Below are 15,771 nucleotides of genomic sequence, written 5' to 3'. Positions count from 1 at the left end.
GATGGTGGTCCCCGAGGGTCACCGCAATAGTGGCCGTGGCAGGTGGGGATACCGCTGACCTGGCTCCAGGCGGTCGAATCGCCGCAGAGGTTCTCTGATCGCGGTGTCGGCGCCGCGGTAGCGGTGTCGGCATCCGGGTGGCGGCAGCCGAACTCGCGGGTCAGCGGCAGCATGAGATGGCAGGAACACCGCTGGAGTGGCTCTCGAGTCGAGGTGGAAGCGGATGCACCCGCTCAACAGCGCTCCTCCTTGGCCCAGACCGGCCAGGTGTCCGGACCCGCAGGTGGATCGATTCCGCGCAGCCGGATCTGCGTCACCTCGTCGCGGCCACCGCGGACGACCGCCCATAGACTGTGCGGCCGGCCGTGGGAATGTGCCGGGATCCACTCGAGAACTTCATCGAGATCGGCCTCGCTCAACTCCCACTCCTCGCAGGCGCATCCACCATTGCCCTCCCAGAAGAACACCCGGTAGGTCGGGGCGTCGAACTCCGAAGTCTGGTCGCGCGGATCGATCGTGGTGGCAATCACGTTCCCACTCTGCAACCCGCGGAGAGTTGTCAGCAAGGGCTTTCGCGACCGGCCTTGCCAGCGCGGGCACACCGCTGAGGTGGCTCCAGTCGCCGGAATCGGCGTTGGATCCGCCCGATTCGTGATCTGGAGCCACTCCAGCGGTGTACGCGTCGAGCCATCTGCCCCGAGACACGCACAGTGCCCGGATCCGTCAGCCGGATTCGGGCACTGGCGTTCCCTCGGCTCAGCCGGTCTGGACGGTCCGCTCCTCGGTCACGGTGAACCGGATCGTCTCGGTGAACTCGCGCCCGTACTCGTCGGTGGCGGTCACCTTCGCGGTGTGGGTGCCCGGCGACAGGTCGGCGGGCAGTTCGTAGCGCCACAGGTGAGACGAGTTCGTGGGTACGTTCCCGTCATGCTGCAGGTTGCGGGTGGCCCCGTACGGATCGGCCCACTCCCAACCGTCACGCAACTCCTCGCCGGTGTTCGGCTGGGTGTGCTCGGCGACGCGGGTACGGCCGCCGTCGATCCGTACCTCGACTCGGGACTTGATGTTGCCGGGGTAGAAGTTGGTCGTCAGCCAGGTCTCCCCCGATTCCAGCTCGGCCCGGTCGATCACCTTCGCATCGCCCAGTTCAGGGGCCTCGCCTTCCTTGTCGTTGTCCTGCCACTGCTGAGCCTCCTCGGCCCATTCACGCCAGGACGGGGAGTTGATACCCAGTCCCATCTGCAGTTCGTCGGACTCCCGGCGGATGGTGTAGCGCGGGGTGATCGACGAACCCCGGACGTCGAGGGTCATCACACCGGGTTGCGCACCGTCGGACATCAGCGCGAGCGGCAGGCCCTCGGAGTTCAGGTCACCGGAGTACCAGTCACCCGACACCGCACCGGCGACCAGCTGCCGGAAGGGCAGCTCATCGATTCCGCTCTCGGCCCACTCCGCGCGCTGACTTCCGGCGGGCAGGTTCTCCAGGGTGTGGGTGTGACCACCGATGGTGATCACCTTCCGACCCGCCAGCAGTTCGTACAGCTCGGGTGCGTTGTCGACGACCATCTCCCGATAGTTGACGATCGGGGCGTGGCTGGCGATCACGATCTGCTTGTTCTTCGCCACATTCTCAAGATCATTCTCGAGCCACTGCAGGTGCTCGGCGGTGATCTTCTCGTTGTACTGGCGATCACTGCCCGCCGGCAGCGGGTACTCGATGCTGTTCAGCACCACGAAGTGGATCTCACCGACATCGTAGGAGAACGAGGTGGGGCCGAAGTCGTTGCGGAAGGTGTCGGCCATGTGTGACTGGTCCGGTGCATCGAAGTCCATGTCGTGGTTGCCGAGAACCGCCCGGATCGGACCGTTCGTGTCGCGGTAGATGTCCTTCAACGCCGGGTTCAACGACAGGTCGTCGCCGACATTGTCACCGAGCAGCAGCACACCACAGCCGCCGTAGTCCTCACGCTGGGCCAGGTCGGAGACGGCGCCGTCCCGGGCGTATCCGATCTCGGTCATGTCGTAGGCCTGGGTGTCGGAGGCGATCGGGCAGCTCTGATCGGTACGGGCGGTCGCCTTGGACTTCGCCATCGGGAAGTTGACCGCCTTCGGCAGGTCGCCGGTCGGGGCGATGCCGCCGTACTTCAGATCGGGGGACCCCTCAGGCAGGTGATTCCAGCTGAACTGGGCGAACTGGTACTCATCGACCGGGACCTGCCAACCCGCCGGCTGGGTGACGAAGACGGTCATGTTGTCGCGGACCGGCAGCTCGTAGACGCCGTCGCTGTCGGTGGTGACCACGTCGATGCCGTTGGAGACCGCGACACCGGAGATGCCCTTCTCCCGACGGTCCTTGGTCGAGTCCTCGTCCTTGTCGTTGAAGACGGTGCCGGTGAGCACCTCGGGATCCTCGGCGCCGCCGCGTACCACCTCCACCTGGCCCTCGTAGGTGTCGGGTTGGACTGCCTTGGGTGCCGCCTGCGCGGTGTCGGTGCCGTACCCGCTCAGGGCGCTGCCGAGGCCGAGGACGGTCGCGGTCCCGAGGACGGTGACGGTACGGGCAGCGAGGGCGATCCGATTCGTCGAGGTCGATCGCCGAGATGATCGTGGAGCAGTGGGGGGATGGAAAACGAACAGCATCAGGGTTTCTCCCTTGGGGGGTGTGGACAAACTCGTGAAGCGCTTCGGTATCGACGCTAAGGATCGTGGGTGACATCGAGATGTCCTGCCGTCGACAGGTTGATCAACGTGAACTGGCCTGCCGGCGGGCAGCAGGTGGAGCTGGGGTGAACGGGAGTTCGGTAGAAGTTGATCTTGCGCCGGTAGTGCTGGCCACGGATCCTTGTTGATCATGTCACCGATCCGCGGCGTGGGCAGTTTCGGCCGCGCGACCTGCCCGCAGCGCTCGCCTGGACGCAGGTCAGTCCACCGGTGAGACTCGGATCAGGTTGCCGTCGGGATCGCTGATCACGAAGGTACGTCCGAACACCGCTTCGTGCGGTGGCTGCACGACCTGGACCCCCTTCTGCACCCAGCTCGCGAACAGCTCGTCGATCGCCGAGGCCTGTCCGGGCACCATCAACCCCACTTCGCTGGTACGTGGCGCGCCGGCGAGCACCTGCTCGCGGTACCCCGTCCACAACGCGAACAGCACGCCGGGGGCAACCTCGAAAGCGACGTAGCGGGGGCTGACGAAGGTCGGTTCGATCTCGAACAGGTCGCTGTAGAAGGTCGTGGCGGAGGCGGCATCGCTGACGCCGATCAGGAACAGGTTCGGTGCGGGCATGGACACTCCTCGATGCGGTGGTCTTCCGGTCGACACCCAGTCGATCGTGTGATCGCGACAGAACCTGTCACCATTTCGGTGGAGAATGCTCGGCATGAAGGCCTCGAGGCTGCTGCATCTGCTGCTGCTCCTGCAGACCCGCCAGCGGATCACCACCGGCGAGCTCGCCGAGCGCTTGGGAGTGTCCCGGCGGACGGTGCTGCGCGACGTCGAGGCGCTCTCGGCAGCTGGGGTGCCGGTCTATGCCGAGCGAGGACGCAACGGCGGGATCGTCCTGCTGCCGGGTGCGCGACTCAATGCGTCCCATCTGGACCCACCGGAGCTGGAGGCCCTCTCCGTGGCCGGTTTGGACTCGGCGCAGCTCGAGCGCCTGGGCCTGTCAGCGGTATGGGAGTCGGCCACGCGCAAGATCGCCGCCCGGCAGGTCGCCACCCCCGAGGACCCGAATCCGCTGCGACTGGCCGAGCTGGTGCTGGTGGACAGCACTGCCTGGTTCGCCGAACCAGCCTCAGCGATCGATATCTCCGGTCTCGCCTCGGCCCTGCGTCACCGACGCCGGATGCGGATCCGGTACCGCAGCGCTGAAGCAGCACACAGAGAGACAGGGGCGCGTGAGCATCACCTTCCGCCTACCCACGAACCGTTTCGACCTGGCCAAACGCATCCTGGGTACGCGGATCCGCGAGGTGTTCGATGCGGACCAGGGATTCTGCACCGCCGTCGTCGGCTACCCCGACCTCGAGTCGGTACGCCAACTCCTGCAGTTCGGTGACACATCGAGATCCTCGCCCCGGAGGCAGCCCGTACTCGGATCTGGCAACTCGCCGAGGAGCTGGTTCGGCGGCACTCTGCCCCGCTCAGCTGAGGGCCAGCCCAGCGGAGCGGTCGTCACCGCAATGCCGGAACATTCGAGGCGGCGTCGTGCCAGAGCTGATCAGAAGTCGACCGTCTCGTCGACCCAGGCCACCCGGCCGACGGTGTCCCCGGCGGCGAGCCGCATCAGTCCCTGCGGCAGTTCGGCCAGGGACAGCCGCGAATCGATCACCGGGTGGATGCTGCCCTCGGCCGCCAGCCGGCTCAACTCGACATGGCAGGCAGGGATCGTCTCCGGCGCCAGCTGCCGGTAGCGGCCCCAGACCAGACCGAGTATCGAATAGTTCTTGATCAACACGTGATTCAGTGCGACCTCCTGGATCTGCCCACCGGCGAAGCCGATGATCAGGATCCGTCCCTCCCAGGCGATGCACTTGGTCGACCTGCGGTAGGTGTCACCACCGACCGGATCGAAGATCACGTCGGCACCGCGACCACCGGTGAACTCCTTGGTCGCTGCCACGAAGTCGTCGATCGTGCGGTCGACCACCAGATCGGCGCCCAGCGACCGAGCCACCTCGGCCTTGCGCTCGCCGCCGACGACCGCGATCACCTGCGCCCCGGCGGCCTTCGCCAACTCCACGGTCGCACTCCCGACACCGCCCGCGGCGGCATGCACCAACACCACCTCACCGGGCTGCAACCGGGCCCGTCTGTGCAGCGCGAACCAGGCCGTCTGATAGGCCACGGTCAGCGACGCCGCTTGGGCGGCGTCCAATCCCTGTGGCGCTGCGAACAGTTGATCGGCCGGAGCCAGGGCGTACTCGGCGAAACCTCCGTGTGCCAACTCGGGCAGCGCGATCACCCGGTCACCGATCGACCACCGATCGACCTCGGGACCCACCGCGTCGACCAGACCGGCCAACTCGATACCGAGGACGGCCGGCAGCGGCGGTTTGTCCTGGTACAACCCCTGACACATCAACACATCCGGGAAATTGGCCGGCGCGGCGGCCACCCGTACCCGTACCTGCCCTGGCCCCGGCTCGGGAACCGGCGCGTCGGTGACGTAATGCAACGCATCGGACGGTACGCCCAGCTCGGTCAGCTGTAGTGCCTTCATCGGCCCACTCCTCATCCTCATTGACCGGACCATCGTCGCAGAGCCGTCGGCCTGCCGGCCGAACCGGGTCAGTTGCCCACGATCGCGCGTTCGGTGCCCCGGTCGAAGACGCTCACACCGATCCGCCGGGAAGCGACGGCGAAGACGGCGGCGATCAGTGCGAACACCACCGCCAGGGCGACGAACCCGGCCAGGGTGTGACCGTCGCTGGGGAACAGCCACCAGACCAGTGCGCCACCGGTGACCAGGGCGACATTGAAGATCATGTCGTAGAGCACGAACGAGCGTCCCTTGAACTCGTCGTCCACCTGGGCCTGGATCAGCGTGTCCACCCCGACCTTCAAAGCCTGCGACCCCAGGCCGAGGAAGAAGGCGGCGATCACCAGGGTCGCCTGGGTGAAGATCGATCCCGGTACGAGCTGCACCACCGCACAGAGCACGATCCCGGCCAGCAGCATGTTCCGGACCCCGAACCGGCGACCGATGATCGGGGCGATCGGTGCTGCGGCGATGTAACCGGCGCCGGTGGCGGCCAGCCAGATCCCCAGTTGTGCGAGTGCGGTGTCGACCTGGTCGACGGTGTTGAACCAGTTCCGATAGAGCAGGATCGCGCTCACCGTGACCATCCCGTAGGTGATCCGCTGGGCGAGCACGATCAACAGGCCGAGGCCGGCGGTGGAGCGTTCCCGCAGGTGCCGAACCGCGTCGGCCAGATCCCCCAGTACCAGACCGGCCTGGCGCCGCATCGGCACCAGTTCGGCCTCCTCCGGATCCGGACCCAATGCGGTACGCGGGATCCGCAACGCCAGCTGGATGCCGATCGCGAAACCGATCGCGGCGGCGACGAAGATCAGCGCATCCGCCTGCCAGGTCGGCATCGAGGCTCCGCCGATCAGCCGGATCGCGGCTGCCGTACCGGCCCCGATGGCACCACCGATCGGACCGACGATCGGCATCGTGGAGGACGCCAGCAGGTACTCGTCGGGATCGACGGTACGGGCCAGCGCCGCCGACATCCCGGCCATCATGAACCGGTTGATGCTGAGCGCCAGCAGGGCCAGTACGTAGATGGCCGCCATCGCCAGCCCCGAACGCTCGCCGAAGACGACCAGGACGGCAACCCCGGTCGTCAGCACGACCCGGACCATGTCGGTGACGACGAACACCTGGCGCCGGTTCCAGCGGTCCAGACTGGGCGAGATGAACGGCCCCACCAGGGAGAACGGCAACAAGGTGATCGCCAGGACGGCGACGATCGAGCCCGCGTCGGGTTGCTCGTTGGGGGAGAACAGGACGTAGGCGGCGAGCCCCACCTGCATCGCCGCGTCACTGGCCTGGGTGGCGACCCGGAGTGCGAGCAGTCGCCGGAACAACCGGTGCCGCCAGAGCCGGCGCAATGCGCGGAAGAAATCCACGCAGCGCAGCCTATGTCGGAGAACGGGTGGAGGCGACTCGGCGTGTAGGGGTTTTCCGGACGGTTGTGGCGGGTAAGTTCGGCTGACGTTCCCGGGTGGGTTTCCCCCGAGGCCCACCCGGGGACCCCGATCCGACACGCGCCCGCTCGCGGCGAATGCGCGGTGTGTCGGCGAGCATCGATCTCGAGCGCCCGCACCGTCCGACCCGGGATCGCGGCCGCAACTCCCTGCCGAACCCCCGCTGCCGTGGCGCCCGATGGGCAAGTGGGCGGGTCTGAGACCGGTTCCAGTGTGTGGAGCCACCACAGCGGTGTGGTCTGACGGGGCATCTACATGCATTTTGGGGAGAGCCGCGCCGAGGGACACCGCTGCCGTGGCGCCAGTTCGTGATTCTGGCGGGTTGGGCGCCTAATCGCGCATCTGGAGCCAGTTCAGCGGTGTTCGCTGCCGACCGGTTGCGGTGGTTCACACGGGGATCGCGCCTGGCGCCCACCGCCCGTAGAGTGGCCGACCGTAAAGTCGTGCCTCCACGGTGGAGGATGGCGACGGAAAGGCGGACCGTGACCGATCTCGTATTGGGTGTCGATTCCTCCACCCAGTCCTGCAAGGCGCTGGTGGTCGATGCCGCCGACGGAACGATCGTCGATCTGCAGCAGGTGGCGCATCCCGACGGCACCGAGGTCGACCCGTCCGCCTGGGACAAGGCCTTCGCCGAGGCGGCAGCGCCGCAGCTCAGCCGGGTCAAGGCGGTCGCGATCGGCGGTCAGCAGCACGGCATGGTCTGTCTGGACGCCGAGGACCGGGTGGTACGCCCCGCGCTGCTGTGGAACGACACCCGTTCGGCCCCACAGGCCGCCGAGCTGATCGCCGAGCTGGGCGGGCCGGAGGAATCGGCGCGCCGGACCGGCAGTGTGCTCGTACCGTCGATCACTTCCACGAAACTGCGCTGGCTGGCCGAGAACGAGCCGGAGAACGCGCAGCGGACCGCAACCGTACTGCTCCCCCACGACTACCTGACCTGGAAGCTGCAGGCCGATTCCCGCCGCCTCGTCACCGACCGCTCCGAGGCCTCCGGCACCGGCTACTTCTCCCCGCAGCTCGACGGCTGGGACACCGAGCTGGTGGAGATGGCATTGGGCAAGGTGCCGAGGCTGCCCGAGATCGTGGCCCCGGAGGCCGCGGCGGGGGAGACCGCGGCGGGAGTGATCCTGGGTGCCGGCATGGGGGACAACGCCGCTGCCGCGCTCGGCCTGGACCTGCAACCGGGACAGGTGCTGGTCTCGCTCGGCACCTCCGGGGTCGCCAGCACGGTCGCCGAGGCCCCGGTGGCCGACCCGACCGGAATGGTCGCCGGATTCGCCGATGCGACCGGTCGCTGGCTGCCGATCTCGGTGACGCTGAACTGTGCCCGGATCCTGCAGTTCGCCCGCCGCTTGCTCGGTGTCGACAACGATCGCCTGGCCGAGCTGGCGCTGGCCGCCCCGGCGGGTGCGAACGGTACGGTGCTGCTGCCCTACCTCGACGGGGAACGGACGCCGAACCGGCCGAACGCCCGCGGAACGCTGCACGGCCTGACCACCGCCACCACCCCCGAGGACATCGCCCGGGCGGCCTTCGAGGCGATGCTGTGCTCGGTCGCCGACGAGATCCAGGCACTGGACCGGTTGACGGCTAGGCCGACCACCTCGGTGATGATGATCGGCGGCGCCACTCGTTCACCGGCGGTGAAGGAGATCGCACCGGCGGTGCTGGGGATGTCGGTGTCGCTGCCCGCCGATGGTGAGTACGTGGCGCGCGGGGCGGCTCGCCAAGCTGCCTGGGCGTTGTCCGGCAAGGCCGAGCCGCCGCAGTGGCCGCAGCCGGATTCGGAGACCCACACCGCCCAGGCGACCCCGGAGGTCCTGCAGGCCTACCGGCAGGTCCGCGACCTCACCGAGGACTGGACCTGACACCCTCCCCGACCGGGAGGTCAGCCGACCAGCAACTCCAGGGTCTTCCGGGCGCCGTTGTCCCGCAGGGAATCCAGCGCCCAGACATAGGGCTTGGTGAAGCGCTCGTCGGCGGCAAGATCACCGAACAGCTTGGTGTTCTTCACGAACGCCAGTCGATCATCGGCCTGCTGCTGGGCCAATGCCTTCAGCTCGTCGGCCAGTTGATCAACGATCTCGATCGGCTCGCCCTGTTCATCGACACCCTCGTCGTAGCGTGCCCAAGAGGCGACCATCGCCGCCGACAACTCCACCGGGCGATCGGCTGCGAGGTTCTCCTTGATCACCGGCACCAACCACTTCGGGATCCGGTCCGAGGACTCGGCGGCGAGTCGCGCCACGGTGTCGCGTACCTCGGAATTGGTGAACCGTTCGATCAAGGTGTCCTTGTACTGGTCAAGATCAACACCCGGGACAGGTTGCAGGGTGGGTGTCGCTTCGGAATCCATGTAGGCACGCAGATACCGGGCCAACAGCTCGTCCGAGGCGGCCTCGTCGACCAGGCGATACCCCAGCAGCCAACCGAAGTAGGCGATGCCCTGGTGGCTGGCATTCAGCAATCGGAGCTTCATCAACTCGTACGGTTCGACATCCTCGACCACCTGCACACCGACGTCCTCCAACGGCGGCCGACCGTCGGGGAAGGAATCCTCCAGGGCCCACTGGGTGAACGGTTCGGCGACCACCGGCCAGTCGTCGGTGACCCCGCCGAGCAGTTCGGCCACCTCGGCCCGATCCTCATCGGTGGTGACCGGCGTGATCCGGTCGACCATCGAGTTGGGGAAGGAGACGTGGGTCTCCAGCCACTGGGCGAACTCCGGGTCGTCAGCCTTGGCGTAGGCGGTGAACGACTTGTGCGCCATCTCGCCGTTGCCCTGGATGTTGTCGCAGCTCATGATCGTGAACGGCTCGATCCCGCGTTCGCGACGACGCTTCAACCCGGCCACGATCAGTCCGAAGGCGGTGGTCGGCGCAGCCTTCCCCTCCAGGTCGGCGGCGATCGCCGGATTGTCCAACCGGAACTCCCCGGTGCTCGGGTCGAAGTTGTAACCACCCTCGGTGACGGTCAGGGAGACGATCCGGATCTGCGGTGAGGCGAGCTGTTCGATCACCTTCTCCGGGTCGTCGGGTGCGTAGAGGAAGTCGACGATCGAGCCGATCACCCGGACGTCGCGGCTGCCATCGGGGTGCTTCAGCACCAGGGTGTAGAGGTGGTCGCTGTGGCTCAGCGCGTCCCGCATCTGCGCATCACGGGGCATCACCCCGACACCGCAGATCCCCCAGTCCAGCGCCTTGCCCTGGTTCATCAGGGCGTCGATGTACATGGCCTGGTGGGACCGGTGGAAGTTGCCGACGCCGAAGTGCATCACACCCGGGGTGACCGACGATCGGTCGTAGGTCGGACGGGCCACCTCCTCGGGCAGAGCGCCCAGGGCGGCGTTGGACAGGTGGGCGGCGGCATTGGCATCGTTCGACACCTTCCCTACGGTACGCCGGGTGGCCGCTGCTGCACCATCGGGTGGCGCGGCCCGACCCGACGAAATCCCTCGCCGCGGCAGCAGCGATGGGGTTCACTGGGCACATGACCATGTCTGCCGACGATCTGCTGCGTCTGCACCGCAAACCCGACCGGGCCCATGATGCGCGCGCCGATCTGGACGCGGTACTCGACGCGATGCTGATCGGCACCTTGAGCACGGTGGTCGACGGCCTGCCCTGGGCCGTACCGACCCTGTACGCCCGCGACGGTGATCACCTGCTGTTGCACGGATCGACCGGAGCCGGGGCCTTCCGGCAGGTCGCCGCCGGCGCACCGGCAGCCTTCACCGTGGCCAGTCTGGACGCGATCGTGGTGGCCGACTCGTTGTTCGACCATTCGGCGAACTACCGGTCGGCGGTGGTCCGCGGGCAGCTGGAACCGGTGCCGGAGGAGGAGCAGTGGGATGCCTTGATCAGCTTGTCCGAGCGGCTGCTGCCCGGACGTCCGGCGGAGGTGGTCGACATGACCCGCAAGGAGCTGGCGGCGACCCTCACCCTGCGGATGCCGATCATCGACGGCAACTGGATCGTGAAGATCAGGAGCGGTGGTGCCGGTGCGGCCGATCGTGACCCCGAGGCATGGCGGGGAGTGGTTCCGCTGCAGGAGGTCTGGGGTGATCCGGTGCCGGAGCCGGACCGGGTCGACCAACCACTCCCGGACTCGGTCCGACGTCTGCGCGGAACCCGTAACTGATCATCGTCTTCCGCGGGTGGTCACGATCGACCGGGTCCCGCGGGAACATGCGAAACGCGCCCATCGATCCGATGGGCGCGTTTCACGCGGATCACTTGCCGGAAACGGCGTTCTTCAGCTGGGTGGCCGGCTTGAAGGCGGCGCGCTTCGAAGCGGCGATCTGGATGGTCTCGCCGGTCTGCGGGTTGCGACCCGAGCGGGCGGCCTGCTCGCGTACCTCGAAAGTACCGAAGCCGGGAACGGCCACCTTGTCACCCTTGGTGAGTGCACCCGAGATCGCGTCCACCACTGCGCTCAACGCCTTGTCAGCATCGGCCTGGGTCAGATCCGCACCCTTGGCGATCGCGTCAACGAGTTCCTTCTTGGTCATGAGATTCCTTTGTCGATGGGAAACCGGACGCCTGCCACTGTAGCTGCCAATCCGGTTCTGTCACGTCGATGACGCGCGCAGAAGCTCCCCATGTCGCCAGAATCAGGTCCGGTTGGTGGCTGACCACCAACATCGCCGCCCGGGGCAGTGAGGCATCCACGTCACGCAGCAGTGCGGTGGCCGTGGGTACGTCCAGGTGCTCGGTCGGCTCGTCCAGCAACAGCACCTCCGGGCAGGCGGCGAGCACCCGGGCGAAGGCAAGCCGGCGCGACTCCCCGCCGGAGATCCGGCTGCCGTGCTCACCCACCCGACGGTCGAGCTCCAAACCGGGGGCACCGGCCTCGACCAGGGTCTGTCGCAGCCGGTCGGCACCGGCCCGCGGATCACCGATCCGCAGGTTCTCCTCCACCGTGGTGTCGAAGATGTGCGCATCCTGGCTGAGGCAGCTGATCTTGCCGCCCACCCGGACCGAACCCGAGGCCGGCGGCAACTGCCCGAGCAGGGTGGCCAACAGGGTGCTCTTGCCGATCCCCGAGGGGCCGACCAGGACCACCCGGTCGCCGCTGCGCAGATCAAGATCAACAGGCGGTAGCGAACCCCGCTGCAGAACCAGCCCGGAGGTCTCCACACCGACCCGGTCGAGTGCCGGTACGGGGCTGACCGGTGGTTGCGCATTCGCCTCGGAGATGACCTGGGAAACCCGCTGAAATGCTGCACCAGAACGGATTCCGGCCTGCCGGGTCTCGGTCAGCGGGAGGAACACCTCATGCATCCCCAGGGGCAGCAGAGCCACGGCGGCGATCATGATCGACCCCCACTGGCCGCTCTGCGCCGCCATCCCCGCGGTGATCACCAGCAGCGGCCAGGCGATCGCCAGGCACAGCAGCTGACCCAAGGAGCTGAACGCCCGCGCGGTGGCAGCGCGACGCTCGGCAGCCACCAGCTGGGCATCGGCAGCATCCAGCAGCTGCAGCTCCCGGCCGGCTGCGGCATGGGTGGCCAGCATCGGGGCATTGCGGTGGATCCGCCACGCCACCTCGGCCAGGTCACCACGCAGGGCTCCGATGGTGCTGTCCTGGCGCCGCGAGAGGCGGACCGCCAGACGGGGCACCCACCAGCCGGCGACCACCGCATAGAGGGCGAAGACCAGAGCGACCAAGGGGGCGGACCAGGCCAGGAAGACGACCACGGCGACGCTCACCGCGGCGGCCACCGCCAGCGGCAATCGGAAGCGCAGGATCCGGTCGGCGGAGGTGGCCACATCGGCGACCACCCGGTCCACCAGTTCCCCCTGCCGCCGACCGGCGGCGGGGGCTGCGGAGAGGGCGTCGTAGGTACGTATCCGCAGCTCGGACTGGTCTCGAAGTCCGAGATGATGACCGGCGAGTCGCTCGGCATAACGGAACACTCCGCGGCCCAGACCGAAGAACCGGACACCCACCACGGCCACCATCAAGAACAGCACCGGAGGGTGCTCCGAGGCCCGGGCGAGCAGCCATCCCGACACCCCGAGCAGGGCCACGGCCGAGCCTGCGGCGGCCGTGCCGAGCAGGGTCGTACCCACCCAGAGCAGCCGTCGCTGCCAGCCGCCGTTGAGCCACATCCGATCGGCCAGGCGGGTCAGCGAGGTCTGCTCACCCGGGGTCTCCTCGGCCCGGTCCTGCGGGGCGCGGTCCCGCGGATGGCCACCGGCCGCTGCGGCCGTGCCGAGGGCGTCACCGGCCCCCGTGGCGTCGGTCTTCCCGACCGGCACGGCGTCGCTGACCTTCGCCGTCGAAGTCGCCGCGATGACCGGGGCAGAGCCGCTGTCGGACGCGGGGTCTGCGCCGGCCGGGACCTCGGCGCCGTGCAGCTCGATCACCTCGTCGGTGACCTGCAGGGCGGCGCTGCGGTGACTGACCATCGCCACGGTCACTCCGAGCGCCGCCAGCTCGGCCACCACATCGGCCTCGGTCGTCGCGTCCAGGCCGGCGGTCGGCTCGTCCAGCAGCAGCAGCTTGGCGCCACCGCAATCGATCTTCAACAACGCCCGGGCCAGGGCGATCCGGCGGACCTCACCGGCCGACAGTCCACTGCCGTCGTCGGCGATCATCCGGTCGGGGTGCAACCCGGTCGCCACCGATCCGCCCGTGGCCGCATCGCCGAATCCGGCCGATGCGCGGCGCAGCGCTGCCCGTACCCGCCCGGCAGGGGCGCCGGGGCAGCCCACGGCGACGTTCTCGGCGATGGTCCCGGGCAGCAACCCCGGGTTCTGCTCCACCCAGGCGATCTGTCGCCACAGGTCGTCCCGGTCCACCTCGGTGATCTCCACCCCGCCGATCAGCAAGCGGCCGGAGACCGGCGGCGCCTGGCCGAGCAGGGTACGGACCAGGGTCGACTTGCCCACCCCGCTGGGACCGGCGATCCCGACCACCGATCCGGGACCGATGATCATCGACAATCCGCTGATCACCGGTCGTACCCCCGGGGCCGGGGACAACGAGGCCCGGTCCAGTTCGATCGTGCTCGTGGCCAGATCGACCTTCTCCCGTCCGGACGGGGCATCGGCATCGGCGTCGATCAGGGCGAAGGCGTCCTCGGCGGCGGCCATACCGTCGGCGGCATCGTGGTAGCGGGCCCCCACCTGCCGCAGCGGCAGGTAGGCCTCGGGCGCCAGGACCAGCACGAACAGGCCGAACAGCAGCGACATCTCGACCTCCACCACCCGCAGACCGATGCTGACCGCGACCAAGGCCACCGACAAGGTGGCCAGCACCTCCAGCACCAGGGCCGAGATCAGGGCGATTCGCAGAACCTGCATGGTGGCTCGCCGGTGCTGTTGTTCGACCCGTTGCAGACCGGTCAGCTGACCGCGGGCACGGCCGAAGATCTGCAGGGTCGTCAGGCCCGACAACAGATCGGCGAAGTGGTGGGCCAGCCGTGAATCCGACCGCCACCGGGCATCCATCCTGGCCTTGGTGACCAGACCGATGAGGATCATGAAGATCGGGATCAGCGGCAAGGTGACGATCATGATCCCCATGGAGATCGGATCCGCCCAGCCGATCGCCACCAACAAGGTGAGCGGTACGACCACCGCCAGCACCAATTGCGGCAGGTAACCGGAGAACCACCCGTCGAGTGCCTCCACCCCCTCGGTGACCACCGTGATCAGCTTCCCGCCATTGGTGTCGGCGTCGAACGGCCGCTGCAACCGGGCGGCCAGCAGGTCGTGGCGCAGCTGCGACTTCACCGCCGCCGAGGCCCGATGACCCGCCCATTGCTGCCCGGCCGCGATCAGTGCCCGGACCGCGAACCCTCCGGCGACCCCCAGCAATTGCCAACCGAAGAGCTGCCAGGGTCCGCCGGCGACCATCCCGGAGATCCCGACCGCCAGCAACCAGGCCTGCCCGATCGTGACCAGGGACTGCGCCACGCCCAGCCCGACGAGGGCGCCGATGTAGCTCCTGGTGGGTCGACTGCGACGCAGCAGTCGTGGGTCGACAGGTCCTGCCATCGGCATTCCTCGTAAGTCAGTGACTCGTATCTCAGTGATCGGTGGCAGGCATGTGCTGGGTGCCCAGCCGGCGCCGGAACACCCAGTATGTCCACGCCTGGTAGGCGATCACCACAGGGGTCATCACCAGTGCGGCGATCGACATGATCTGCAGTGTGTAGGGGGTGGCCGAGGCGTTGGCGATGGTCAGGTTCCACTCGGGGTTGAGCGAGGAGACCATCACATTGGGGAACAAGGTGACGAACAGCATCGCGACGAAGGCGGCGATGGCCACCGAGTCGAAGAGGAACGCCCAGCCCTCCCGGCCGCGGGCGACAGCCGCCAGCCCGGCCAGGAACGCCACTGCGACGATCCCACCGACGATCCAGGTCCACACGGTCGAGGAGTAGGCCACCGCGGTCCAGACGATGAAGGCGACCGCGATCACCGCGGTGACCAGGCCGGTGCGTACCGCGAAGGTACGCGCGCGGTGGCGCAGGTCGCCCAGGGTCTTCAGCGACAGGAACACTGCACCGTGGGTGACGAAGACGCCCAGGGTCAGCAGGCCGCCCAGCAGGGTGTACGGGCTGAGCAAGTCGAGCACACTGCCGGTGAAGTTCCGGTCCGCCCCGATCGGCACCCCTTGGACCAGGTTGGCGAAGGCGACGCCCCACAGCAGGGCCGGTACGAACGAACCGATGATGATGCAGCGTTCCCAATTGCGCTGCCAGTTGCCGTCGCTGCGCTTGTGCCGGTACTCGAAGGCCACGCCGCGCAGGATCAGGGCCAGCAGGATCACCAGCAGCGGCAGGTAGAAGCCGCTGAACATGGTGGCGTACCACTCCGGGAAGGCGGCGAAGGTGGCACCACCGGCGGTCAGCAACCAGACCTCGTTGCCGTCCCAGACCGGTCCGATGGTGTTGATCATCACCCGGCGTTCCTTCTCGTTCTTCGCCAGCGGCTTGAGCAGCACACCGACGCCGAAGTCGAAACCCTCGAGCACGAAGTAGCCGGTCCACAGGACCGCGAGCAGGATGAACCAGACAAATGCGAGATCCATGATTCCTC

The 15,771-nt window shown here is 67.9% G+C and carries 12 protein-coding genes; 3 read left to right on the top strand and 9 right to left on the bottom strand.

What is annotated here, in order from left to right; all coding sequences use genetic code 11:
- Positions 1–233 precede the first annotated feature (233 nt).
- From CLV29_RS11885 to CLV29_RS11875, 3 genes are all read right to left on the bottom strand, one after another.
- Complete coding sequence (locus CLV29_RS11885) at positions 234–530, bottom strand: hypothetical protein (protein ID WP_133755308.1); 297 nt, start codon at positions 528–530, stop codon at positions 234–236.
- Between the two features lie 226 nt (positions 531–756).
- Positions 757–2,640, bottom strand: coding sequence for a calcineurin-like phosphoesterase C-terminal domain-containing protein (locus CLV29_RS11880; RefSeq protein ID WP_208292936.1), 1,884 nt, complete (start codon positions 2,638–2,640; stop codon positions 757–759).
- Between the two features lie 280 nt (positions 2,641–2,920).
- Complete coding sequence (locus CLV29_RS11875) at positions 2,921–3,286, bottom strand: VOC family protein (RefSeq protein ID WP_133755307.1); 366 nt, start codon at positions 3,284–3,286, stop codon at positions 2,921–2,923.
- A 94-nt stretch (positions 3,287–3,380) separates the two neighbouring features.
- Here CLV29_RS11875 and CLV29_RS11870 point away from each other — a divergent pair, with 94 nt between their 5' ends.
- A complete protein-coding gene (locus CLV29_RS11870) occupies positions 3,381–4,058 on the top strand; it encodes a helix-turn-helix transcriptional regulator (RefSeq protein ID WP_208292935.1) in 678 nt (225 codons plus the stop codon).
- Positions 4,059–4,220: 162 nt separating this feature from the next.
- Here the strand turns inward: CLV29_RS11870 and CLV29_RS11865 are convergent, their stop codons facing one another.
- Both CLV29_RS11865 and CLV29_RS11860 read right to left on the bottom strand, forming a co-directional pair.
- On the bottom strand, positions 4,221–5,222 hold the full coding sequence (locus CLV29_RS11865; RefSeq protein ID WP_133755306.1) for an NADPH:quinone oxidoreductase family protein: 1,002 nt from the start codon (positions 5,220–5,222) through the stop codon (positions 4,221–4,223).
- Between the two features lie 68 nt (positions 5,223–5,290).
- Positions 5,291–6,637, bottom strand: a complete 1,347-nt coding sequence (locus tag CLV29_RS11860) for an MFS transporter (RefSeq protein ID WP_166649253.1) — start codon at positions 6,635–6,637, stop codon at positions 5,291–5,293.
- Between the two features lie 560 nt (positions 6,638–7,197).
- Here CLV29_RS11860 and xylB point away from each other — a divergent pair.
- Positions 7,198–8,586, top strand: coding sequence for a xylulokinase (gene xylB / locus CLV29_RS11855; RefSeq protein ID WP_243831912.1), 1,389 nt, complete (start codon positions 7,198–7,200; stop codon positions 8,584–8,586).
- A gap of 20 nt (positions 8,587–8,606) precedes the next feature.
- Here the strand turns inward: xylB and CLV29_RS11850 are convergent, their stop codons facing one another.
- Entirely contained in the window at positions 8,607–10,103 is a 1,497-nt protein-coding gene (locus CLV29_RS11850) for a mannitol dehydrogenase family protein (RefSeq protein ID WP_243831911.1), read from the bottom strand.
- A gap of 104 nt (positions 10,104–10,207) precedes the next feature.
- Between CLV29_RS11850 and CLV29_RS11845 the strand changes: the two genes are divergently transcribed.
- A complete protein-coding gene (locus tag CLV29_RS11845; protein WP_133755303.1) occupies positions 10,208–10,858 on the top strand; it encodes a pyridoxamine 5'-phosphate oxidase family protein in 651 nt (216 codons plus the stop codon).
- 91 nt (positions 10,859–10,949) lie between these two features.
- On the opposite strand, the gene CLV29_RS11840 is transcribed toward CLV29_RS11845, so the two are convergent.
- The 3 genes from CLV29_RS11840 to cydB are packed head-to-tail and all read right to left on the bottom strand — an operon-like array spanning position 10,950 to position 15,763.
- Complete coding sequence (locus CLV29_RS11840) at positions 10,950–11,228, bottom strand: HU family DNA-binding protein (RefSeq protein WP_133755302.1); 279 nt, start codon at positions 11,226–11,228, stop codon at positions 10,950–10,952.
- Positions 11,206–14,724, bottom strand: a complete 3,519-nt coding sequence (gene cydD / locus CLV29_RS11835; RefSeq protein ID WP_166649252.1) for a thiol reductant ABC exporter subunit CydD — start codon at positions 14,722–14,724, stop codon at positions 11,206–11,208. The genes CLV29_RS11840 and cydD overlap by 23 nt, the downstream gene beginning before the upstream one ends.
- A gap of 31 nt (positions 14,725–14,755) precedes the next feature.
- Positions 14,756–15,763: a cytochrome d ubiquinol oxidase subunit II gene (gene cydB, locus CLV29_RS11830; protein WP_133755300.1), complete on the bottom strand. Its 1,008-nt coding sequence runs from the start codon at positions 15,761–15,763 to the stop codon at positions 14,756–14,758.
- Positions 15,764–15,771 lie beyond the last annotated feature (8 nt).

Source organism: Naumannella halotolerans (assembly GCF_004364645.1).
GTDB lineage: Bacteria > Actinomycetota > Actinomycetes > Propionibacteriales > Propionibacteriaceae > Naumannella > Naumannella halotolerans.
The sequence above is the reverse complement of the archived record's forward strand: the minus strand, read 5'-3'. Positions and strand labels throughout refer to the sequence as shown.

What these genes read in the sequence shown, in the direction of transcription:
- CLV29_RS11880 (WP_208292936.1), bottom strand. Translation starts at nt 2,640, where the DNA reads ATGCTGTTCGTTTTCCATCCCCCCACTGCTCCACGATCATCTCGGCGA.
- CLV29_RS11875 (WP_133755307.1), bottom strand. Translation starts at nt 3,286, where the DNA reads ATGCCCGCACCGAACCTGTTCCTGATCGGCGTCAGCGATGCCGCCTCC.
- CLV29_RS11870 (WP_208292935.1), top strand. Translation starts at nt 3,381, where the DNA reads ATGAAGGCCTCGAGGCTGCTGCATCTGCTGCTGCTCCTGCAGACCCGC.
- CLV29_RS11865 (WP_133755306.1), bottom strand. Translation starts at nt 5,222, where the DNA reads ATGAAGGCACTACAGCTGACCGAGCTGGGCGTACCGTCCGATGCGTTG.
- CLV29_RS11845 (WP_133755303.1), top strand. Translation starts at nt 10,208, where the DNA reads ATGACCATGTCTGCCGACGATCTGCTGCGTCTGCACCGCAAACCCGAC.
- CLV29_RS11840 (WP_133755302.1), bottom strand. Translation starts at nt 11,228, where the DNA reads ATGACCAAGAAGGAACTCGTTGACGCGATCGCCAAGGGTGCGGATCTG.
- cydD (WP_166649252.1), bottom strand. Translation starts at nt 14,724, where the DNA reads ATGGCAGGACCTGTCGACCCACGACTGCTGCGTCGCAGTCGACCCACC.
- cydB (WP_133755300.1), bottom strand. Translation starts at nt 15,763, where the DNA reads ATGGATCTCGCATTTGTCTGGTTCATCCTGCTCGCGGTCCTGTGGACC.